Source organism: Patiriisocius marinistellae, from assembly GCF_009014635.1.
GTDB lineage: Bacteria > Bacteroidota > Bacteroidia > Flavobacteriales > Flavobacteriaceae > Patiriisocius > Patiriisocius marinistellae.
The window spans coordinates 393,278-415,244 of record NZ_BKCF01000002.1; the positions used below are offsets into that span (position 1 = coordinate 393,278).

A 21,967-nucleotide genomic window follows, 5' to 3' on the forward strand; every position below is an offset into this window, starting at 1 on the left:
AATCAAATCTTAATATTGCTCGTCATCATTAGGGAAGTCACCTTTCTTAACGTCAATGCTGTATGCTTTAAAAGCATTAGTCATTTCGGCATACATATCAAGATAACGTCTTAAAAAACGAGGATTGAATTCGTGAGTCATTCCTAGCATGTCATGCGTAACTAATACTTGTCCATCTACACCACCACCTGCACCTATTCCTATAATTGGGATAGTTAGGCTTTTAGCGACTTCTTCAGCAAGTTTTGCAGGCACTTTTTCTAAAACAATTGCAAAACAGCCTGCTTTTTCAAGTAATAAAGCATCTTCTTTCAATTTATCTGCTTCTTCTTCATGTTTAGCCCGTACAGTATATGTGCCAAATTTATATATACTCTGTGGTGTTAAGCCTAAATGCCCCATGACAGGAATCCCTGCATTGAGAATGCGCTTAACAGATTCTTTAATCTCTTTACCTCCTTCAACTTTTACAGCATGACCACCGCTTTCTTTCATAATTCTAATTGCAGAACGTAACGCCTCTTTAGGATCACTTTGATAACTACCAAAAGGTATGTCCACAACCACTAGGCTTCTTTCAACACCTCTAATTACAGACGCTGCATGATAAATCATCTGGTCCAGTGTAATGGGTAGTGTAGTTTCGTGCCCAGCCATTACATTTGATGCAGAATCTCCTACTAATATTACGTCGATTCCCGCACCATCAACAATTTTTGCCATCGTATAATCGTAGGCAGTTAACATAGAGATCTTTTCTCCACGCTTCTTCATATCTACCAGTGTTTTTGTGGTGATACGCTTATATTCTTTTTTTGCTACAGACATAAATTAAATTATTGACCGTAAAAGTACTAATTTTGAATGGTATCAACTATATCTTGAAAACATGAAGTCGCTCATTATTGTTATCTGTCTCTTTATCTGTAATTTAAATGCAGATGCACAATCAAAATTTACAAAACAAAATGCCAAATCTATAATAGATACTTTTTTTGAAGGATTTCATGAGGGAGACACCTTAAAAATGAGTCAAACAATGGCTTCAAATATGGTTATGCAAACTGCTTATTCCACTAAAGATGGTCAACATAAAGTAGAAGATTCAAACGTAACAAGTTTTTTAACATCTATAGCAAATAGACCAACAAGTCAAAAGTGGGATGAGCAGTTACTTGACTACAATATTCAAATTGATGGTAATCTAGCGCATGTTTGGACTCCTTATAAATTTTATTTCAACGGAAATTTTAGTCACTGTGGAGCTAATGCTTTTACATTAACAAAAACAAATGAGGGGTGGAGAATACTACATCTCATAGATTCCCGAAGGTTTGAAGGGTGCTTAGATTAATTTTTTTTGTTCTCAATATGCGGTTGAAACAACCGTATTTAGTTTGTTTTTATATGCGGGAGATTGCTTAAATAATATTTTTAACTGATTGTCCCAGTCATTAGCAATAATGAAATAGCTGCTATTTACACGAGCCATTATAGTGCCGCAATCATTGCAGGTATGTTCGCTGTATTCCAAAAAATAATGTCCAAATTCATGAAAAGCTACAACCTTTAATATTTCGGTATCGAGCATGGCTACCCAGTTAACCACAATATTTTCAACTACGCCGTCTTTGTCTCTTTGCAGCATTCCTAGAATAGAACCATTTGGACTCGTTTTCAAATCTTCAACAACCGCAATTTTTTTTAACTTAAAAAGTTTTTCATGGTACGCTATGCCGTAGTTATCGCATTGTTTAAAAAAATCTTCGAGAAGTGGTTTTAGCCTACCGTCAATAGAGGTGTTTTGAGCATTACCTATAGAGGCAAATAAACAAAGGATAGATATTAAGATAATTTTTTTCATATAAGTAGTTTTTATTTCTGCTCTTTAAATTAACAGTTTTCGCAATCTAAAGAAGCTCAATAGATTATTTGGCGAATTAAAAAATGAAAGTAAATCTGCTACGTATAGAATTTTTTGAGAATTATAGGAATTAATTATGCTAATTTGAGGTTAAGCATAAATTTCATATTCTCAATATAATAACAACAATATTGCTAGATTAGTATGTTGTAATTTGTTTTAATTTAAATAATTTAATAAAAATAACTCTTATTGTTTTTTAAAAAGTGTTAGCAATCACTCATATTCACTTGTACGGCAAGTCCACCTTCGCTAGTTTCTTTGTATTTGTTAGCCATATCTTTTGCTGTTTGCCACATTGTAGCAATCACTTTATCAATAGGTACTTTAGCTTGTGAAGGATCTGCATCAAGCGCTAATTCGCATGCGTTAATTGCTTTTAATGCGCCCATTGCATTTCGTTCAATACAAGGGATTTGTACGAGTCCGCCAATGGGGTCACATGTTAATCCTAGGTGGTGTTCCATGGCAATTTCCGCAGCAATTAAACATTGCTCAGGAGAGCCTCCCATAAGTTCAGTCAGTGCTCCAGCTGCCATTGCAGATGACACTCCTATCTCAGCTTGACATCCACCCATAGCCGCGCTAATGGTAGCTCCTTTTTTAAATAAACTCCCTATTTCACTGGAGACTAACAAAAATTTACGCACGTCTTCAAAATTGGCATCGTGGTTTTCAATTACCATATAATACATTAAAACGGCAGGAATAACGCCAGCACTACCATTTGTAGGCGCTGTAACTACACGTCCTAAGGAGGCATTTACCTCATTTACGGCAAGTGCAAAACAGGAAACCCATTTAAGGATTTGTCTAAATTTAACCTCTGTATTTCGAATAGCACTAATCCACTCTGTAGCATTGTTGTACTTGCTTTCATCAGGCATCAATGTCTTGTGTGTAGCATAAGCACGACGGCGTACATTGAGCCCGCCAGGAAGCGTACCCACCGTATGGCAGCCCACATACATAGAATCAAGCATTACATCCCAGATAGCTTGTATTCCTTCGTTAAGTTCTTTTTCAGAACGAAGGGAAAGTTCGTTCTGTAGTACCATTTCTGAAATAGAAAAACCCTGTTCATTGCAATGTTTTGAAACATCTTTTCCAGATTCGGTTTGAAAAGGAAATTTGCTAAATTTCTCAATTTTCTTCTTGGCTCTTTTTCGCTCTTTTTGAACCACAAAACCACCGCCAATGGAATAATAAGACATGTGCCGCTTAGTACCATCTTTTAGTAAACATCGAAATGTTATTCCGTTAGGGTGAAAATCTAAAAATTTTCGATTAAAAATTATCTGTTCTTTTGGGATAAAAGGTACTTGGAGTTCTCCGTTTAAGTTTAATATATTTTGAGTAGCAATATTTTCAATTTCTTTGTCAATATTTTCTATCGGAAATGTAACTGGGTCAAAACCGCAGAGTCCTAATTGTACAGCAATATCTGTAGCATGTCCTTTTCCTGTTAATGAAAGTGAACCGTATAAGTCAACCGAAACTGCAACAATTTCATTAAAATAGCCATGACGCTTACAGTGGTCAATCCATCTTCCTGCAGCACGCCAAGGCCCTAATGTATGTGAGCTTGAGGGGCCTACGCCTATCTTTAACATATCAAAAACACTGATGCTTTCCATAACTTTAATTCTAGAAATTACAATAACAAATATAGGATAGTATTTGCCTAGATGTGCATTGGGAAGCTAAAATTATTCTAGTTATTGATTTAATATTATAATTATTTAAGCCTTGTTATGTTACTTATATTCTATCGTGTTTATAAAGTGAATATTGTTTTCTAACGGGTCCCGTTTTAAGTTGCATTTTCATTGTTGATATCTTTAAAAGTTAAATTATAGGATATAATCCAAATATATGGAAATATTCCTAATTTTGTAATATGGAAGACACTATTATCGGAAAAATAAAAAAGCAAGATGCTCGGCATGAGTCAGAAGTTTCTAAACAAACGGGGTTTCCTAGTCCTGCAACGCACTATTTGGAGCCCTCCATAGATCTTAATAAAGAGCTTACACAACAAAAAGATGCTACTTTTTATGTGCGAGTAGAAGGAGATGCGTGGTCCCAATTTTCGATATTAAATAACGATGTGTTAATTATAGACAAAGCAATAACACCTCGAGCTGGAGATTTAGCTTTAGTCGTAGAGGAAGGAGATTTTAATGTTATCTATATACCACTATCTTCATCAACGCATTCCTTTACGCTTTGGGGAGTTATTACATATATAATTCACAAGGTAAAATGATAGCAATGATAGATTGTAATAGCTTTTATGCGTCTTGCGAACAGGTATTTCGTCCAGATCTTTGGGGGAAGCCAGTAGTGGTGCTTAGTAATAATGATGGGTGTATCATTGCAGCAAATAAAGAAGCTAAAGCAATGACGCATATCCCTATGTTTGAGCCTGTTTTTAAAATTAAAGACCAACTCATTAAAAATAAGGTTACTTTTTTTTCTTCTAATTACACGCTATATGGAGAAATGTCTCAGCGTGTCATGAATATTTTAAGCACATTTTCTCCTTATGTTGAAGTCTATAGTATTGATGAGGCATTTATAGATGTGAGTGGTATGGAGCATATAGATTTAAAAGATTATGGTGTTTTAATTAAAGATACTATAGCAATACATACAGGCTTACCAGTAGGAGTGGGAATAGCACCAACTAAGGTATTAGCTAAATTAGCTAATAAAATTTCGAAGAAAGAGCCTAGGTTTTCTCATGTGTGTGTTATAGACACAGAGAAAAAACGAATTGAGGCTCTTAAGTGGGCAAAAACAAAGGATGTTTGGGGTTTAGGAAAAAAGCATCAAGAGCGCCTTAAGAACATAGGAGTATTTACTGCCTATCAATTTACAGAGTTGCCTTTATCGTGGGTTCGAAAACAAATGACCGTTGTGGGAGAACGTTTATGGCGAGAACTCCGTGGAGAATCTTGTATTGATTTCACTACAATACCTAAGCCCAAAAAAGCTGTGGGCACAGCAAAATCTTTTGGAACAAAACTAGAAGACTTAGAGCGTATTGAAGAAGCTTGCGCCTACTACATTAGTGAAGTAACCGAAGTACTGCGTACTCAAAAATCTTGCGCTACGTATGTACAAGTTTTTGTTACTACAAACTACCATAGCAATATAGATAAGCAGTATAGCGATAGTCGTACAGTAACCATGTCTGTTCCCACAAATGATACATTTGCTTTGATAAGAGAGGCAAGAAAGGCATTGCACCTTATTTATAAACCAGGATATCGCTATAAAAAAGTGGGAGTTAATCTTACAGGATTAATACCCCAAGAATATGTACAAGGTAATTTGTTCGAAAGTACAAAGCTACATGATAAACGATTAATGAAAGTAGTGGATGGACTCAATAATAAATATGGAAAAGCCACCGTGAGTTCTGCTTTAGTAGGGACTCGAGTAGAAGAATGGGAATTAATAAAAAAAGAGCGTAGTAAACGTATGACGACGCAGTGGGGTGATTTATTGACAGTTAAAAGTCACTAGTTTGTTTTTCTTCAGAAATTTAAACTAAAAAAATACTCAGTAAATTAAAGCTTATCCAAAAGCTCTTTAGCTTTAACGTGATTGTAAAAATTATTTTGAATAATGGAGCGGAGTGTGTTTTTTGCTTTTTGAGTATCCTCACTTTTTAAATAGGTTAGTGCTTTAAACCAATATCCTTTCTCAGCGTCAAGTAAGTTGCTTTCAATAAGATTGTTATATGTTTCAATAGCATTTGAATACTGTTTGGTTTCTGTAAAAGAAATCCCTTGAAAAAGCATAAGTGTTGCTCGGTTTTTAGATGTTGTAGCAAGCAGTTCTTCAGTGAAAAGTATAGTTTCGGTAAAATTTTCCTCTTCAAATAGTTGTTGCACTTTATTATAATTATCTTCATCTAAAGCCCCTCTTACAATTAACGATGGAAGTTCTGATGGATTATAAAACTGTGCATATAGTTCTTGTGTAGAACTACCAGTATTAAATATAGAAAAAACTGAAAGGGAAAGAACCAATAATGCCGCAATACCATACCAAGGATAAAAGTTTCTTTTAGTAGGAATCTCTTTATCCTGCATGATTTTTTCTAGAGTGCTTTCTAGCGCTTTAGTTTTTGAGCTAGAAAATAATTCTACATATGTTTTTACTTCGGTGTGCTCTATATTGTGTGCAAAACTCCAATCATTTATATTTAAAGTTTCACGTAATTGTTTTTCAAAATTTACGTGTTCATTAAATTCTGCACTCTGTTCCATTCTCTTCAAGAATAGTTTTTGCTCATTTTGGGTAAGTTCACTATTTAAGAAAGAATCAATTAATATGTGTTCTTCTTCGCTCATAATTGTTTTAACATTTTAAAACGGGGATCATTTTTAATAATTTGACTCAACTTTTTTTTACATTTAAAAACACGTTGTCTAGCTACAGTTTCAGAGTTATACCCTAGTTTTTCAACAATTATAGAATAGGCTGTTTTTGTAAAAAATAACTTTAAAACTTCTTGACAATTTTCAGAAATACTTTTAAGACTTTCATTAAATAACTCCCATCTTTTTTGTTCTAATAATGCCAAGGCTTGATCTTGTTCTTCATTAGGCTGTTCAAAAGCATGTAAACTTGTTACCCTTCTTTTTGATTTATTTAACTCTCGGCGCCATAAATTTTTACAAGCTGTAAATAGGTACGCTTCAAAACTTGAATTAATTTCAAATTTTTCTTTTCGATACCGGACTGAAATCTGGACGATTGCTTTTTGAAAAACATCCTCTGCATCGGCCTCTTGACCTTTATTCTGAATTACAAATTTGCGTACCGCAGGAAAATTTTCCTTGTATAATTTTTTAATTATTACAGAGTTGTTTGTAAGTAAGGCATTTAGGTATGTTAAGTTATTTTTCATTAAATTTATCTTATTCCAAAAATAAGATTTTAAAATTTGTGGGTAACAATTAAGAGGTTTAATGAACGTCCTTATGAAACCATTTTTTTAATTTAAATTATTATTATGAAATTTTTAAAACAAACTTTATTATTAACCTCTCTAATAATTTTCAGTTCATGTGAATCTGAAATTATAGAGCAAAACAGTGTTAATGAAAATTTTCAATCAAATATTACTAATTCTACACGGTCTGTTGAGATTGGAGAAGTATTAGTAGTATGGGAAGAAGGCATTAGCGAACGACGCAAAGAAGTTAAAAGACAAGATTTAATAGAAAGAGAGTTTCTTTTTACTTGGGATATTTGTCCCGAAAATCTTAATATGGAAATCTGGACATATAATTTAATGCATAGAGGTAAGCCAAAAGTTAAGACTGATAGTGATAGTGATTATGAGAAGTGGTTACCTAATGAAAACTGTCCAGAATAATTAAGTGATCAGAGTTATACTTTTATTGTTTTTATGTTGGCTGTACAATACTAATTTGTATAGCCAACATTATTTTGATACCTATAAAGGAATTGTTGATAATAACGATTTTCGACAGAGTGAAATAAGAATAGATAGCCTCTTAAATTCGCTTAAGCTTGAAAATGATATGCAAGGTTTTATCGCAATAGCTCACAAGTTTTCAATTGATTTAAGAAAAAATTCTATAGAAAAGGCAATATTTTATGCAAATCTAGAAATTGAAACATACAATCAATTGTGTATTGATGATGAAAATTTCAGAAATGCACTTTTCAATTTAGGTAGATTTTATTATACGAATAATCAATTCTCTGAATCACTTGATTGTTTTAAAATTGTTGCATATGCTAACGTAGATGATAATTTTACAGCTCGAGCTTATTGTCAAATTGGTAAAATCTATACGGTATTAGGGGACTATTATAGATCAGTTTTATATTATGAAAAAGGATTAGATGACTTAGCTATTCTAAACGATCGTAAAAATTTAATTACTCATTATTTAAATGTTGCTACTGTATACGAAGAAATTGGAACTAAAGAAAGTTTAGATGAAATGTTATTTAGTTTACTTAAGGTGGACTCTCTCTCTAAAATAGTACAAATAAAAGAGCGTGATCAATATATTTTAAACAATCAATTAGGAGATTATTATAATAACGATCTCACTTTTAATTATAAGATTTCAAAAAAACACTATAAAAAAACAATAGCATTAGCTCAAAAAGAAAAAAGTACTGAGGTATTGGGTGCAGCTTATAACAATACGGGATTATTATTAAATAAGATTAAAAATGATAGTGCTTATATTTATTTGAACAAAGCATTAGATTATATAGATGAACCCGAATATACCTATCAAGGCTTAGCAGACTACGCTTATGTAAATCAAGATTATAAAACTGCAATAAATTATATTAATCAGTCAATTGAATATAATATAGAAAAACAAAAAAGCAAAAACGAATTTATAGATGTAGCAAATTTACCAGAAAGCACAGACCATTATTTATTGCTATTGTCGATTTATAGAAAAGCGACCATTCTAGTTAAAAAATTTGAAGCCAATAATGAGATAGAACCTTTAAATTTAGCTTTGCAAAATTTAAAGGTTGCTGATAGCATCATTTTATTTTTGCAAAACAAAAGCCAAGAAGAATCTTCAAAACTGCATTGGCGAACTGAGGCCTCTGCTGTATATACCTTAGGTGTCTATATTGCAGAATTATTAAATGATGAAAATCTCGCTTTCTCTTATATTGAAAAAAACAAGACATCATTACTTAAAGAGGCAATTGTTAAAAATACTGTTAAGGAGCAAATACCTATTAGATTTAAGGATAGGGATTTCGCTTTTAGAAAAAATATTTCTAAAATTAAAATTGATCTAGTTGCGAATAATACTAAAAAGCTAAGAGATAGTCTTTTTTTCTTAAAATTGAATTATGAAGATTTTCAAGATTCAGTAAAAATATTGATGCCACCTATCGATTTGAAAGAGATAACAAAACCATTAAGTCTAAAAGAAGTTAAAGATAAAATGGATGATAATATGATAATTGTCTCTCAAATTTGGAATAAAAATGATGAATTTTCAAAAGACCTTTTCACTCTTTGGATCTCTAAAAATGAAACTATATTACACAAACAAAAATTAAGTCCAAACTTCGAAAATTCAATATTAACATTAAAAAACCTTTTGACTACGCCTTTTACTACAAAGGAAAGTCAAACTAAATTTCAAAATATATCACATAGTTTGTATAAGCAATTGTTTGCTACGAGCTCTATTAAAAAAATGGTTAAAGGAAAGCACTTGTTGATAGTGCCAGATGGTGATTTACAAAATTTTGTCTTTGACGCATTGATTACAACTAATAATAGCAATGATTATTTAATTAAAACTAACAATATTAGTTATGCAAATTCGGTGTCTTTTTTATATAAAAATAGTGAGAGAGAACGAATTGCAAAAAATGGATTTTTAGGTTTTGCACCTATAAAATATGACTACGATAAACTATCAAATTTGCCTAATTCAAAAAATGAAATTGAAAATTCATATAGACAATTTAACGGTCATATAAAACTTGGGACTGAAGCCACAAAAAAGGAATTTCTTAAAAACAGTAATAATTTTAATATCATACATTTAGCAACTCATGCAGATGCAGGAGAACAACCTTGGATAGCATTTAGTGATAATAAAATATACCTTAACGAATTGTATAATTCTAAAAATCAAGCAGAATTAGTTGTGCTTAGTGCATGCAATACTTCACTAGGCGAAACAGCGAAAGGAGAAGGTGTACTTAGTTTAACTAGAGGGTTTTTCTATGCAGGTGCAAATAGTGTAATTTCAAATGCTTGGGAAGCTAATGATAAGAGTACTAGCGAAATTTTACAAAGTTTTTATAAATACTTCAAAGAAGGAATGTCAAAAGCTAAGGCGCTACAAAGTGCAAAAATTGATTATTTAAAAAACCATTCACTTTCAGAAAGCTCTCCTAGTTATTGGGCCTCATTACTATTAGTTGGGGGATATGAAGAAACTATTACATCTAATGAAGGCTTAAGTTTTTTAATAATTATAATTGGTTCAATTATTTTTATGGTATTTATGTTTTTTGCAAAAAAAATACAGTTAAAGATTTAAAAATAAGCGTTTTATGTTTTTTTTAAATAAAAATTCAAATTTCATAACATTTTAAGGGTAACAAATTAAAGTCTCTTTGAACAGTAGTGTAAAGGAACATTAACCATAAATATAAATGTATTATGATTTAGCTATTCTATATAAAAAAGAGAAAGCCTCTACTAGGTAGAAGCTCTCGTGGTTCGTCAAAACCGAAATAAACTTTCGTTTAAATCTTAGGCAAGATACAAAATATTTAGATAAGATTTAAAAGTTGGTGAATTTCAAGTGTTATGCTAGGCACTTTAAATAAGCCGCGTAAGCCGAAAAGCGCAAGAGTAGGCACCTTATTAAATATTTATATTATGAACATTTTAGACTCATTAAGAAGACCTTATTTTGCAGTATTTCTTTCTGCATTAATATTATTTGTTTCTTGCGAAAAAGCTATCTTAGAAACAAATGAAAGTATGCCAGTTCAAACTGCAGAACTAAATAGGAGTACTAACGCTTTTAATTATGAAGTGTATAATGAATTGATACGAAGTTCTGATCTTTCAGAAATATCTACTACTTTAATAAATAATGAAGTAGGTGAAATGAGAACTGTTGAAAAAAGTAAGACTATTTTAGATATTACTAATGCACACTTCGGTAGTGATATCGAATTACCAGAGGAATTTCATGAGATAACTGATTCTGATGCAGAATATATATTAGATGTTTCCTTAGCAAATGGTTGGGTAAATCAAGTGGATATTGATTTGATACGTCAATTTGAAACAGACATAAATAACTCAGATTTTGATACTGCATTAAGAAATTATGAAAATACTGTTTTAAGCTTGAGGTTAGATAGTAAGGAATTTGCTAAAAAGAATAACCTAGCAAATTCCCTCAGAGCAATGAACCATTATAATCCGGAAGGATTTAATAAGGTTGACTCATGTTTCACTGCAGTGTTATCACTTACGTTAGCTACTGTAAGTTTACTTACATGCATTGCTGTTTGGCCATGTTTTTTTGCAGGTGCAGCATATACTCTTGCTTATATTAATTATATTGATCAGTGTACAGATTAATTTTGAGCTATAATAATTTTTCAAAACCAGCAATATCAATTGCTGGTTTTTCTTTTTGAAATAAAATAAAACAATGTAGAAGCCAAAAACCCTACAAAAGAGAAAACTGCTAGCAAAATAAAAACATATTGATGCCCTTCAAACCCTTTATAATTATCTAAAAAATAACCCATCATTGGCCCAGCAAAGATATCTGGCGTATAGCCAATAAATGAAATTATACCCACAGCAGTCCCAGTCAATGCTAGTGGAATTTTACCTTCTCTCATTACAGCAAAATATAGTACCCGGGCAGCATAAACTCCAATAGCAGTAATAATAATAGTTATAAAAAACAGAGGGGTAGTGCCTTTGCCTAATACACCTGAAGCAAATAAAACTGCACCAACAATTGAAAGCAGAAAACCAAGTATTAAATAAAAAGAGGGGCGAGATTTATCTGCTAAAAAACCAATAATAACGCCAACCACAGGACGAATAAACAATAAAAAAGTCCCTGTTTTTGCAGCATCCACTTCACTATATAGCATAACTTCACTTGCGTAAAGAGAGAATATATCTGTTATTTTATAACCCACATATGCACAAAGAATAATAATCATTAACAACCACACAGAAGGTAATTTAAGAACTTCAATGATATTCTTCTTCGTTATTTTTTCGGTAATAATCTTTTCTTCGGAAATGTTAGATTTCAGAAAAAAGAAAACTAGAATCCCTACTAACGCAACAAGCCCAGACGAAATATAAACAACCAATGTAAAAGCGTCTCGCTGCTGAAATGTATTCAATTCAACATTTCCGGATGGTACAAACAATGAAAATATATAAACTCCTAACAACCCGAAAAGTGCGCCAACTAATCCGCGGCCTCCGTCTAAAAATCCAAAGGCTTTTCCTTGACTTGTCTCGCCACCCCAAACACGGGTTGCTTTTATCATAGGTGCCCAAAAGAGGAAAATTGTTGTAAATCCCCAAAAACCATAAAGTATGATGAGTGTTGAAAATGAAGGTTGGTTGGCATATAAAATTCCACCAGCAGCTGTTAATAACAATGCAATACTCATTAATTTGCGAGGTTCAAATCTATCTGCCAAGGGACCACCTACAAGATAACTACACAATGCTACGAGCCCATAAATAGAAAAACAATATCCCAATTGGGTGTTAGTAATATGATAGACATCAAGCACAGTCGCTCTAAATACACGAGCCAACACAAAGGGAAGAATAAATACAGCCTCTCCTGCTAGAATGAGAAGCAGAATATATATGGGAGATTGATTAGAAGATTTGGTTGGTTTCAAAAATAAATTTTAACGAAGCTAAAAGATAGGTTTAAAAAAGCAATAGTCAAAAATATACTTTAAGCCAATAAAAAAATCCCCAGTCAATAAGGGACTGAGGATTTAGTAGTATAATATTTTTTTTAATTTAACTGCTCAGTCATATATGTTGCAACACCTTCGCGGTCTGCGTTCATTGCTGTAGCTCCTTCTTGCCAGTTTGCTGGACATACTTCACCGTTTTTTTGTACGTGAGTATAAGCATCAATTAATCTTAAAAATTCAGATGTATTTCTTCCTAGAGGCATATGGTTAATGCTCTCGTGGAATACTGTTCCTTCTTCGTCTATAAGATATGTAGCACGGTATGTAACATTATCTCCATCAACAAGTACAGTTCCTGTTTCATCATCAAAACGCTCGTTAGTGATGTCAAGAATATCTAGCTGGTTTGCTAAGTTTCTATTTGTATCTGCAAGGATAGGGTAGGTAACTCCTTCAATACCACCGTGGTTTTTAGGAGTGTTTAACCATGCAAAATGAACTTCTGGTGTATCACAAGATGCTCCAATTACAATAGTGTTTTTATCTTCAAACTGTTGCTTTGCAGCCTGGAATGCATGTAATTCTGTAGGACACACAAAAGTGAAATCTTTTGGGTACCAGAAAAGGATTATTTTTTTATTTTCTTGTTGTGCTTTTTCAAGAATATTAATTTTTTTAGTTACACCTGTTCTATCGGTTGAATCTACTGAAAGGTTTGGGAATTTTTTTCCTACAAATGCCATTAAATCTCTATTTTATTAAATTTTACATTAAAAACAAAATACTCTGTTTTTTTTTCGGAGTGCAAAAGTACGCATGATAACGACAACTTTAAAGGTTTAATAAATCTATTTTTTAGGAATAGGTTTCTTTTGTTTTAATCTAGTTTATGTATAAGATTTGGAAAAAAAAGTACTTCCCATTTCTGAAAAGTACTTTAATGTAATGCCAATTGGGCATTGAGGATTCACAGGATTAGTACCTCACATTCTAATCTTGCATCATTAATTAATCTAAAATAATTGAGCTTTCAAAATTTGACTTTATTTAGATATTTAATTTTAAATATCTTCTGTTTTATATCTTGTTCTGTAATCAATTGATTTTTAATGTTTTGTAAAAGTAAAATATTTATAAACATTTAGTGCTAGGTATTTCTACGTGTTTTTAATTTAAATACTTTTTTTAATGTCTGCCACGATGTCAGTCTCTTTCCGCTGGCACATTTGTTGTCTAATAGCAACCGTGTTAAGGAATTAATATTTCCGAAGACACTTAAATAGAAATCATTAAAAAGTAAAACATAAAACTATGAGTAAAATAATTGGAATCGATTTAGGGACAACAAATTCTTGTGTGTCTGTAATGGAAGGTAGTGAGCCTGTGGTAATCCCAAATGCTGAAGGAAAAAGAACAACACCTTCTGTGATTGCATTTGTGGAAGGTGGCGAAATTAAAGTTGGGGACCCTGCAAAAAGACAAGCAGTTACAAACCCAACAAAAACCATTTCTTCTATAAAAAGATTTATGGGTAACAAGTATAGCGAGTCTTCAAAAGAAGCTGAGCGTGCTGCTTACACTGTAAAAAAAGGAGATAATGATACACCACGTGTTGATATTGATGGACGTTTATATACGCCACAAGAATTAAGCGCAATGGTGCTTCAAAAAATGAAAAAAACGGCTGAGGACTATTTAGGTCAAGATGTAACTCGTGCGGTAATTACTGTACCAGCTTACTTTAATGATAGCCAACGTCAAGCTACTAAAGAGGCAGGTGAAATTGCAGGTCTTAAAGTAGAACGTATTATTAATGAGCCTACAGCGGCTGCATTAGCATATGGTCTTGACAAGAAAAGTACAGATCAAAAAATTGTTGTATTTGATTTTGGTGGTGGAACGCATGATGTTTCTATCCTTGAATTAGGTGATGGTGTTTTTGAAGTACTTGCTACAGACGGTGATACGCACTTAGGTGGTGATGATGTTGATCAAAAAATTATCAATTGGTTGGCTGATGAGTTTCAGTCTGCTGAGGATATGGATTTGCGTAAAGACCCAATGGCGTTACAACGTTTAAAAGAAGCTGCTGAGAAAGCGAAGATCGAATTATCTTCTTCTGCACAGACTGAAATAAACTTACCTTATGTAACGGCTACTGCTAGTGGACCTAAGCACTTAGTAAAAACATTGACACGTGCAAAGTTTGAGCAATTGATTGATGACTTAGTAAAAAGAACAATTGAGCCTTGCCAGACTGCAATGAAAGCTGCTGGATTGACAAATAGTGATATTGATGAGGTAATCCTTGTAGGAGGTTCTACACGTATTCCTGCAGTACAGGAAGCGGTTGAGAAGTTCTTTGGGAAAGCGCCTTCGAAAGGAGTGAATCCAGATGAGGTTGTTGCTGTTGGTGCTGCCATCCAAGGTGGTGTATTGACCGGAGATGTGAAAGATGTATTGTTACTTGATGTAACACCACTTTCATTAGGTATTGAAACTATGGGTAGCGTAATGACTAAGTTGATTGAAGCTAATACGACAATCCCAACTAAGAAAAGTCAAGTATTCTCTACGGCTGCAGATAATCAACCAAGTGTTGAAATCCACGTATTGCAAGGAGAGCGCCCAATGGCAAATGATAACAAGACAATTGGTCGTTTTCACTTAAGTGATATTCCACCAGCACAGAGGGGTGTACCTCAAATTGAAGTAACCTTTGATATCGATGCAAACGGAATTATTAAAGTAAGTGCAGAGGATAAAGCTACTGGTAAGAAGCAAGACATTCGTATTGAAGCATCTTCTGGTTTAACAGAAGAGGAAATTGCTAAAATGAAGCAAGAAGCTGAAGCTAACGCAGATGCTGATAAGAAAGCGAAAGAAACGGCTGACAAAATCAACGAAGCTGATGGGATGATTTTCCAAACGGAAAAGCAACTTAAAGAATTTGGTGATAAAATATCTGACGATAATAAAAAGCCAGTTGAAGAAGCTTTAGTTGAGTTGAAAGCAGCTTACGAAACTAAGAACGTAGATGCTATCACGCCAGCGCTTGATAAAATCAACGAAGCTTGGAAAGCAGCAAGTGAAGAAATGTACAAAGCACAAGCAGATGCACAAGGTGGTGCTCCAACCGGAGAGCCAACAGCAGACGCAGGAGCTGATGAAAGTGCAGATGTTGAAGATGTAGACTTTGAGGAGGTGAAGTAAATGAGATAGCAAATCACAGATTTGCGTAATCGAATTTATTCCGACCGATAACGTCGGAATCTTCAAAACTCGATATAGTACTAAGAATCCCAATCTAATTAATTTTAGGTTGGGATTTTTTTATTTCTTAAGTAACGTACTGGTATTTTGTGTGTTAGGTTTTCTCTTCGGATATCCATAAACAATCAAACATATTTTTTCTATTTTCACAAAAATTAAAACAAATGGATTTTTAAAATTTATCTATTAAAACCCCAAAATTACTTAACCAAGAAAAAATGAATTCATGAAAACAACAACATTACTTTTAACAATTACATTAGCAACATTAGCTTCTTGTTCCAGCTATACTCGTATAGGAGATTTAACAGGGATTAGTAATCGAAATCTTGATGATAGCCAAGAATACGTACTTATAGAAAGAGAAGTTGAAGCTGTTGCAAAATCTGATAATGATGCACTAGAACAAGCTGTAGATAATATGACTAAAGAATACCAAGGAGAGTTTTTGCGAAACGTAAAAATATACGTAAAGAGTAATGGAAAGAAAGTGAAGGTTATAGGTGATGTATGGGGAGTTCAAAATACAAATGTAAACGTAACTGCGAGTGCGGTAGCTGAAATTAATTTACAAATTGGAGATAGTGTAGTCTTTAATCGAAGAGGAAAAATTATTGATGGAAAAATTATTGGCTTAAATTCTAATTCGGTTATTGTTGAATATGGCAAAAAGAATAAAAGAATGGAAGTTAAGTATGACGATGTAACAAAAACAGAATAAAAAGATAGCACTATAATATAGATAATAAATTTTTTAAGATGAAAAACTACTTAAACTTAATTTCAACACTTATTTTACTTGTTTTTTTTATTGCTTGTAATAAAGATGATAATTCGGGTACGCTTAAGGTGATTAATCAAAGGGATTGTATATTCAATATATTTGAAGGGACTTCAAGTGGTTCTCTTATTGGAACAGTTCTTGAAAATGAAACTAAAAATTTTGTAATAAATATTGGAGATTTAGATTCTGAAGGTTCTTTTTACTATGCAGATCCACAAGATGAATGTGAAGGGTTTTCTGGTGAACAATTTAATATCGTAATTGAGGATGGTGAAACAACTACAATTCTTCTTGACTAGTATATTAATATAAATCAATTTTTTAATCCCCAATCTAATTAATTTTAGGTTGGGATTTTTTTGTTCTAGTTTTTTCTTCGGAAATATTAAAACCTAATCAATAGACACATTTGCATCTGTATAAGTAAAAACTGCAGCACTGCCTACCGCTTTAGTTTTTAAAGCTAACGCCGAAATATTTGCATTAAAACCATTAAAAGATTGAGCCTCAGTAGAATTTTTTGTAACATTAATTGGGAATTCAGCAATACCCGTCCAATTTGCAGGAATGTTACTCTTTTGTCTAAATAAAAGAATGTTTGAAGCCGTATTATAACTTGCGGTAAAATAATCTAATACACTACCCGTAACTAAGCTTACATTAAAATCTTTTAATTCTATATACTGTAAACTCACGCTTATAGTAATATTAGATTCATTAAAAGCTTTGCTTGGCACTTCGACCCCAGCAGTTTCAGAAACTTGGAGCGTAGCAGTTGCAGTGCCGTTATTCTCTACAGTACCCAATGGCGCAGCAGATATTGTGGCAAGTGGCATTGATACTGATTGCGCTATACTATTAAAAGATATTAGACATACAAACAATGCCAAGGCTATTGAATATTTCATTTTATAATAATTTTATTACAATTATAGGTCTTTCAAAATTAAACAAACTTTGTTTTAAATTATTATCGCTTTCAGATAAATAGAATAAAATTTATACAAATCAAAACCTCATGTTAAACCTTTATGATACATGTAATTTATGTATATTTTTGCCTACTAAAGGTAACCTATGAAAGATAATGCAGTAGTAAGCTATATAAAACAAGTTCTTAAAAATATGCCAAACGATTGGTTGAACTTAACAACCCATCGTTTAGATATTTACGAGGAGAAGTTAGCTAAAACCCAATTTTTAGACCAATTTGAAACATTGTTTAGAGATGATAATTCAGAAACATCTTCATTAAATATACTGCCCACTGCGTATGATTATATACGATTAGGGCATCCACTATCATGTATATTAGAATGGGGGATTGCAAAAGAACAAAATGAGGAATCAGAAAATATTATTAGCTTTTCTTCAAAGACAACTCCAGTGTTGGCTATTTTAAGGAAGAACTTGTTAGATAATAAAAAAACCCAAATTCTTTATAAGGATTTACTGCCTCCTTTTTTTAATGAAGAGACAATTAAAAATGTGTACGGTTATAATTTTGAGGTAAAAAAGGTTAAAAGTATAACTGAAGTTTCAGATTTTGATGGAAGCATAATTTATATTTCTGAAGAAGAAATAATAGGGTCTTTTGAAATTAATGAAAACATTGATTTTTACGTCAATCTTCATGGTGAAATAGGTAGTGTTTTAATGGTTAGTGGTAAGGATAATGAACGTTATATTTCAGAAATACAACACGTAAGAAGGAGAGAAACTATTGCAATGACGCCATCTAACGCTATCATTGCTTTAAAATCCTTTGTTGAAAAAGCACCAATTGAGAAAACTAATAGCGAAGTGGAAAAAAACAAAGCTTCGGTTTTAGATTCTATAATTGATGTTACGGGAACTACTGGAAAACCTTTAGTGGGGTCAAGTGGGTTATCAATTCAATATGCAATTATGATGGGGCTTATTGATGATGCACTTGAAAATCACAAAGGAAAAGCAATAAAGTTTATTGTACCTACAAATTGTTATGGTGGTACTAATGACCAAGCTAGGCGCGTAGCTGCTTGCAACGATAATGTAGCAGTTGTAGACCTAGAGGTGGATGGTGATAATGATATGGTTCAAAGTATTGATAAAGTATTAAATCAAATTGCAAACCAAGATGCTATTCCTTACATTATTGCCGAGATCCCTACAAACCCAAGGGTTGAGGTTCCAGATTTATTAAAGTTAGAAAAGGTTTTAAATAAAGAACGCAAAACCGCATCTGGTGCTATAGCAATTGATCCTGTTTTTATTCTGGATCAAACATTTTGCCCAAATGTTCATTTTTTAGGTAAAGGCGAAGTGTTGTCAAAGGGTAGAGCTATTTCGTATGTTAGTGGATCAAAATTTCCTAGTGGAGGAAAGTGTACTGCGGGTTATGTCGTCGGAAATATTAAGGCCGAACATTTAATGAATAAAATTGAAACTCATCTTTTACTTTGTGACAACGAGGCTACGGAGCTTCAATATGAAATTTTAGCAAAGCAACTTCCCTCTATGAATGAAAGGATAAAGGGTGCTTATAAAAACACAAGAGAATTTGTAAACTTCATTAATGAAAAACTACCAGAGGCTAAAATAAATTTCGTTTCAGAAGAACTTGCAGAACATGGTTTTACACCTTCAGTCTTTTCTTTAGATCTCCCTACAAAAGGAAATTCCACAGAAGAAAAGGAAATGTACAAAAGAGCATTAAATCATAAATTAATTAATTTAATGATTACCGAAATTCCTAATGAAAGTAAATACTGTGTGAGTTACGGGCAATTAAAAGGTGTTTATTGGACCATTCCAGCAACCTCTACGCAAGGAACAACTAAGGAAGGGGATAAGGATTATATTGCTAGGGTATCACTGTCAGCAAATATGGATATGGAACACCATAAAAAAGTCTTTACAGATTTTGTTGAAAAAATTTGAAAATTTTTACTTTTAGTATATATTTTATTTTTGGGAAGTCGTCAAACTTAAAAATTTAGCGACTTTCCAAATATGCCTTAACTTTGTTTAAGCAACTAATTAGCTATGAGTAATATACTTTGTTGTGTGCAGTTTTTATTCCGCTATTCTTTTTTTTAAGTCAATTCTTTCGTGTAATATTCTTGTTATTTCCACGTGGTTTTGGCTCAATGCTCTGTAAAATATTATGTGTCGATTTGATTTTTTTCCTAAGAGTTGTTTGGATATTCCGTCGTAGTTTTTTCCCAAGTCAGGATTATCAGCAATTTCTTGACAATTATAAATCAGTTCGTCATAATATTTGTCAGCTTGTTTTTCTGACCAAACCTCGAATGTATATTCCCAACTTTTTGATAAATCAGCAACAGCCTTATTCGTAAATTTATATTCAGCCATTTACGTGCTTTTTGGCTTTTAAAGATGCAAGATGTTTCTTTGGGTCAAAATCGTGCGCTATTCCGCAGTCAATTCCTTCTTGAATTGCTTTTTTTAGAGCAATTACTTTATTTTCTTCTTCCTCCAAAAGTCTCAGTCCAGCACGTATAACTTCACTAACATTTTTAAAACGTCCCTCGCTTATGCTATTTTGCACAAATTGGTCAAAATAATTTCCGAGTGATATTGATGAGTTTTTATTCATTTTAAAACTAAATTTACTCAAATATACCAAAAATTGGTATTAAACAAATTTTTCTCCAAATTGCACACAACATGAATTAAGATTAATGAATACTACTATTAATTAATACCTTCGGAAATTTTAACCATCAAATTAATTCCATAAAATTAAAAACTACACTTGAATGATTCCTAAGTTAAATGGCTTTTCAATAGGAGCGTGGTCTGCGGCTTCTATTCCCATGCTAATCCACTTTCGAGTATCTAATGGGTCTATAACTCCGTCTGTCCAAATTCTTGATGCTGCATAATATGGTGAAATTTGCTCGTCATATCTGGCCTTAATTCGGTCATATAATTCTTTCTCAACTTCTGGTGTAATTTCTTTACCTTGTTTTTTTAAAGAAGCAGTTTCAATTTGTAATAGTACTTTTGCAGCACTGTTTCCACTCATTACAGCAAGCTCAGCACTTGGCCATGCTGCGATAAGCCTTGGGTCATAGGCTTTTCCACACATTGCATAATTTCCTGCTCCGTAGCTGTTTCCTATAATAATTGTGAACTTAGGTACCACACTATTACTTACTGCATTTACCATTTTTGCACCATCTTTAATAATACCACCGTGCTCACTTTTGCTACCTACCATAAACCCAGTCACATCCTGTAAGAATACTAAAGGGATTTTTTTCTGGTTACAATTCGCAATAAAGCGTGTAGCTTTATCAGCACTATCACTGTAAATTACTCCGCCAAATTGCATTTCGCTTGGTTTTGTTTTAGCCTTCGTAGTTTTTACTAATTTACGTTGATTAGCAACTATTCCTACAGCCCATCCATCAATACGTGCATAACCCGTTAAAATAGTTTGTCCATACCCTTTTTTATATTCTTCAAAATCACTATCATCTACAAGACGTGTAATGATTTCTCGCATGTCATACTGATCAGCTCTAGATTTTGGTAGAATTCCAAAAATTTCTTTTGGATCATCCTTTGGTTTTACTGATTTTGCACGGTTATATCCGGCCTTATCATATGCGCCTATTTTTGACACAATATTTTTAATAGTATCTAAAGCGTCTTTATCATCCTTAGATTTATAGTCTGTCACTCCGCTAACCTCACAATGTGTTGTTGCGCCACCTAGTGTTTCATTATCAATACTTTCACCTATGGCAGCTTTTACTAAGTAACTTCCCGCTAGGAAAATACTTCCGGTTTTATCAACGATCAATGCTTCATCGCTCATAATAGGTAAGTAGGCACCACCAGCAACACAACTTCCCATGATAGCGCTTATTTGAGTAATTCCCATACTACTCATCACTGCGTTATTACGAAATATACGTCCAAAATGCTCTTTGTCAGGAAAAATTTCATCCTGCATAGGCAAATAAACCCCAGCACTATCAACAAGATAGATAATAGGTAGTTTGTTTTCAATCGAAATTTCTTGCGCACGTAAATTTTTCTTTCCTGTAATAGGAAACCATGCACCCGCTTTTACTGTTGCATCATTAGCAACAACAATACACTGAACACCGTTTACATATCCTATTTTTACAACAACACCGCCACTAGGGCATCCTCCGTGTTCTTTATACATACCTTCTCCAGCAAAAGCTCCTATCTCTATAGAAGGTTTTTTATCGTCTAGTAAGTAAGAAATACGTTCTCGTGCCGTCATTTTTCCTTTGGCATGATGCTTTTCAATCCTTTTTTCACCACCACCAAGTTTTACTTTGACAAGGCGTTGACGTAGGTCTGAGGCTAATAGTTTATTATGATCTTCGTTTTTGTTGAACTTGATATCCACGTGTATTTGTTTTGAGCTAAAATACAAATTATCCAAAAAATAAGTCCCTTGTTTTATATTAATCAGAAATATTATTTATCTAGAAAATAATAAAAAGCAT

The 21,967-nt window shown here is 32.9% G+C and carries 21 protein-coding genes; 10 read left to right on the forward strand and 11 right to left on the reverse strand.

Translation table 11 applies throughout. The features are described from left to right. Window positions 1–9: 9 nt before the first annotated feature. Window positions 10–828, reverse strand: coding sequence for a 3-methyl-2-oxobutanoate hydroxymethyltransferase (gene panB / locus GB234_RS08465; RefSeq protein ID WP_151894111.1), 819 nt, complete (start codon window positions 826–828; stop codon window positions 10–12). 61 nt (window positions 829–889) lie between these two features. On the opposite strand from panB, the gene GB234_RS08470 reads away from it, so the two are divergent. Beyond that, entirely contained in the window at window positions 890–1,354 is a 465-nt protein-coding gene (locus GB234_RS08470; protein ID WP_151894112.1) for a nuclear transport factor 2 family protein, read from the forward strand. Between the two features lie 12 nt (window positions 1,355–1,366). Here GB234_RS08470 and GB234_RS08475 read toward each other — a convergent pair whose 3' ends face one another. Further along, window positions 1,367–1,864, reverse strand: coding sequence for a hypothetical protein (locus tag GB234_RS08475; RefSeq protein ID WP_151894113.1), 498 nt, complete (start codon window positions 1,862–1,864; stop codon window positions 1,367–1,369). Between the two features lie 269 nt (window positions 1,865–2,133). Next, the gene (locus tag GB234_RS08480) at window positions 2,134–3,561 is read right to left on the reverse strand and encodes an L-serine ammonia-lyase (RefSeq protein ID WP_151894114.1); all 1,428 of its coding nucleotides are present in this window, start codon (window positions 3,559–3,561) and stop codon (window positions 2,134–2,136) included. A 263-nt stretch (window positions 3,562–3,824) separates the two neighbouring features. Here GB234_RS08480 and GB234_RS08485 point away from each other — a divergent pair, with 263 nt between their 5' ends. Both GB234_RS08485 and GB234_RS08490 read left to right on the forward strand, forming a co-directional pair. Further along, window positions 3,825–4,193, forward strand: coding sequence for a S24 family peptidase (locus GB234_RS08485; RefSeq protein ID WP_151894115.1), 369 nt, complete (start codon window positions 3,825–3,827; stop codon window positions 4,191–4,193). Window positions 4,194–4,198: 5 nt separating this feature from the next. Further along, window positions 4,199–5,458, forward strand: a complete 1,260-nt coding sequence (locus tag GB234_RS08490; protein ID WP_235906088.1) for a Y-family DNA polymerase — start codon at window positions 4,199–4,201, stop codon at window positions 5,456–5,458. Window positions 5,459–5,502: 44 nt separating this feature from the next. Here the strand turns inward: GB234_RS08490 and GB234_RS08495 are convergent, their stop codons facing one another. After that, window positions 5,503–6,291: a tetratricopeptide repeat protein gene (locus tag GB234_RS08495; protein ID WP_151894117.1), complete on the reverse strand. Its 789-nt coding sequence runs from the start codon at window positions 6,289–6,291 to the stop codon at window positions 5,503–5,505. Further along, entirely contained in the window at window positions 6,288–6,851 is a 564-nt protein-coding gene (locus tag GB234_RS08500; RefSeq protein WP_151894118.1) for an RNA polymerase sigma factor, read from the reverse strand. The genes GB234_RS08495 and GB234_RS08500 overlap by 4 nt, the downstream gene beginning before the upstream one ends. Before the next feature lie 105 nt (window positions 6,852–6,956). Between GB234_RS08500 and GB234_RS08505 the strand changes: the two genes are divergently transcribed. The 3 genes from GB234_RS08505 (at window position 6,957) to GB234_RS08515 (ending at window position 11,081) form a co-directional block, all read left to right on the forward strand. Further along, the gene (locus tag GB234_RS08505; RefSeq protein ID WP_151894119.1) at window positions 6,957–7,322 is read left to right on the forward strand and encodes a hypothetical protein; all 366 of its coding nucleotides are present in this window, start codon (window positions 6,957–6,959) and stop codon (window positions 7,320–7,322) included. A 55-nt stretch (window positions 7,323–7,377) separates the two neighbouring features. After that, the gene (locus tag GB234_RS08510) at window positions 7,378–10,020 is read left to right on the forward strand and encodes a CHAT domain-containing protein (protein WP_151894120.1); all 2,643 of its coding nucleotides are present in this window, start codon (window positions 7,378–7,380) and stop codon (window positions 10,018–10,020) included. A gap of 344 nt (window positions 10,021–10,364) precedes the next feature. Next, complete coding sequence (locus tag GB234_RS08515) at window positions 10,365–11,081, forward strand: hypothetical protein (RefSeq protein WP_151894121.1); 717 nt, start codon at window positions 10,365–10,367, stop codon at window positions 11,079–11,081. Between the two features lie 35 nt (window positions 11,082–11,116). Here GB234_RS08515 and GB234_RS08520 read toward each other — a convergent pair whose 3' ends face one another. Both GB234_RS08520 and GB234_RS08525 read right to left on the reverse strand, forming a co-directional pair. Then, window positions 11,117–12,388, reverse strand: a complete 1,272-nt coding sequence (locus GB234_RS08520) for an MFS transporter (protein WP_151894122.1) — start codon at window positions 12,386–12,388, stop codon at window positions 11,117–11,119. Between the two features lie 122 nt (window positions 12,389–12,510). Further along, window positions 12,511–13,155, reverse strand: a complete 645-nt coding sequence (locus tag GB234_RS08525) for a peroxiredoxin (protein ID WP_151894123.1) — start codon at window positions 13,153–13,155, stop codon at window positions 12,511–12,513. A gap of 568 nt (window positions 13,156–13,723) precedes the next feature. On the opposite strand from GB234_RS08525, the gene dnaK reads away from it, so the two are divergent. From dnaK to GB234_RS08540, 3 genes are all read left to right on the forward strand, one after another. Further along, complete coding sequence (gene dnaK, locus GB234_RS08530; protein WP_151894124.1) at window positions 13,724–15,625, forward strand: molecular chaperone DnaK; 1,902 nt, start codon at window positions 13,724–13,726, stop codon at window positions 15,623–15,625. A gap of 286 nt (window positions 15,626–15,911) precedes the next feature. Beyond that, window positions 15,912–16,406 (forward strand): hypothetical protein, encoded by a 495-nt coding sequence (locus GB234_RS08535; protein ID WP_151894125.1) that lies wholly within the window; start codon window positions 15,912–15,914, stop codon window positions 16,404–16,406. Window positions 16,407–16,444: 38 nt separating this feature from the next. Then, on the forward strand, window positions 16,445–16,768 hold the full coding sequence (locus GB234_RS08540; protein WP_151894126.1) for a hypothetical protein: 324 nt from the start codon (window positions 16,445–16,447) through the stop codon (window positions 16,766–16,768). A gap of 93 nt (window positions 16,769–16,861) precedes the next feature. Here GB234_RS08540 and GB234_RS08545 read toward each other — a convergent pair whose 3' ends face one another. Then, window positions 16,862–17,377: a hypothetical protein gene (locus tag GB234_RS08545; RefSeq protein ID WP_151894127.1), complete on the reverse strand. Its 516-nt coding sequence runs from the start codon at window positions 17,375–17,377 to the stop codon at window positions 16,862–16,864. A 169-nt stretch (window positions 17,378–17,546) separates the two neighbouring features. Here GB234_RS08545 and GB234_RS08550 point away from each other — a divergent pair, with 169 nt between their 5' ends. Beyond that, window positions 17,547–19,391 (forward strand): PLP-dependent aminotransferase family protein, encoded by a 1,845-nt coding sequence (locus GB234_RS08550; protein ID WP_151894128.1) that lies wholly within the window; start codon window positions 17,547–17,549, stop codon window positions 19,389–19,391. Window positions 19,392–19,526: 135 nt separating this feature from the next. Here GB234_RS08550 and GB234_RS08555 read toward each other — a convergent pair whose 3' ends face one another. The 3 genes from GB234_RS08555 to GB234_RS08565 form a co-directional block, all read right to left on the reverse strand. Next, entirely contained in the window at window positions 19,527–19,826 is a 300-nt protein-coding gene (locus GB234_RS08555; RefSeq protein WP_151894129.1) for a type II toxin-antitoxin system RelE/ParE family toxin, read from the reverse strand. Next, window positions 19,819–20,070, reverse strand: coding sequence for a type II toxin-antitoxin system ParD family antitoxin (locus GB234_RS08560; RefSeq protein WP_151894130.1), 252 nt, complete (start codon window positions 20,068–20,070; stop codon window positions 19,819–19,821). The genes GB234_RS08555 and GB234_RS08560 overlap by 8 nt, the downstream gene beginning before the upstream one ends. A gap of 153 nt (window positions 20,071–20,223) precedes the next feature. Next, the gene (locus tag GB234_RS08565) at window positions 20,224–21,867 is read right to left on the reverse strand and encodes an acyl-CoA carboxylase subunit beta (protein ID WP_151894131.1); all 1,644 of its coding nucleotides are present in this window, start codon (window positions 21,865–21,867) and stop codon (window positions 20,224–20,226) included. Window positions 21,868–21,967 lie beyond the last annotated feature (100 nt).

Excerpts from the sequence above, each read along its gene's own strand:
- GB234_RS08550 (WP_151894128.1), top strand. The coding sequence starts at position 17,547 with ATGAAAGATAATGCAGTAGTAAGCTATATAAAACAAGTTCTTAAAAAT.
- GB234_RS08485 (WP_151894115.1), top strand. The coding sequence starts at position 3,825 with ATGGAAGACACTATTATCGGAAAAATAAAAAAGCAAGATGCTCGGCAT.
- GB234_RS08490 (WP_235906088.1), top strand. The coding sequence starts at position 4,199 with ATGATAGATTGTAATAGCTTTTATGCGTCTTGCGAACAGGTATTTCGT.
- GB234_RS08500 (WP_151894118.1), bottom strand. The coding sequence starts at position 6,851 with ATGAAAAATAACTTAACATACCTAAATGCCTTACTTACAAACAACTCT.
- GB234_RS08470 (WP_151894112.1), top strand. The coding sequence starts at position 890 with ATGAAGTCGCTCATTATTGTTATCTGTCTCTTTATCTGTAATTTAAAT.
- GB234_RS08545 (WP_151894127.1), bottom strand. The coding sequence starts at position 17,377 with ATGAAATATTCAATAGCCTTGGCATTGTTTGTATGTCTAATATCTTTT.
- GB234_RS08535 (WP_151894125.1), top strand. The coding sequence starts at position 15,912 with ATGAAAACAACAACATTACTTTTAACAATTACATTAGCAACATTAGCT.
- GB234_RS08525 (WP_151894123.1), bottom strand. The coding sequence starts at position 13,155 with ATGGCATTTGTAGGAAAAAAATTCCCAAACCTTTCAGTAGATTCAACC.
- GB234_RS08475 (WP_151894113.1), bottom strand. The coding sequence starts at position 1,864 with ATGAAAAAAATTATCTTAATATCTATCCTTTGTTTATTTGCCTCTATA.
- GB234_RS08560 (WP_151894130.1), bottom strand. The coding sequence starts at position 20,070 with ATGAATAAAAACTCATCAATATCACTCGGAAATTATTTTGACCAATTT.
- GB234_RS08515 (WP_151894121.1), top strand. The coding sequence starts at position 10,365 with ATGAACATTTTAGACTCATTAAGAAGACCTTATTTTGCAGTATTTCTT.
- GB234_RS08540 (WP_151894126.1), top strand. The coding sequence starts at position 16,445 with ATGAAAAACTACTTAAACTTAATTTCAACACTTATTTTACTTGTTTTT.
- GB234_RS08555 (WP_151894129.1), bottom strand. The coding sequence starts at position 19,826 with ATGGCTGAATATAAATTTACGAATAAGGCTGTTGCTGATTTATCAAAA.
- panB (WP_151894111.1), bottom strand. The coding sequence starts at position 828 with ATGTCTGTAGCAAAAAAAGAATATAAGCGTATCACCACAAAAACACTG.
- GB234_RS08480 (WP_151894114.1), bottom strand. The coding sequence starts at position 3,561 with ATGGAAAGCATCAGTGTTTTTGATATGTTAAAGATAGGCGTAGGCCCC.
- dnaK (WP_151894124.1), top strand. The coding sequence starts at position 13,724 with ATGAGTAAAATAATTGGAATCGATTTAGGGACAACAAATTCTTGTGTG.
- GB234_RS08495 (WP_151894117.1), bottom strand. The coding sequence starts at position 6,291 with ATGAGCGAAGAAGAACACATATTAATTGATTCTTTCTTAAATAGTGAA.
- GB234_RS08505 (WP_151894119.1), top strand. The coding sequence starts at position 6,957 with ATGAAATTTTTAAAACAAACTTTATTATTAACCTCTCTAATAATTTTC.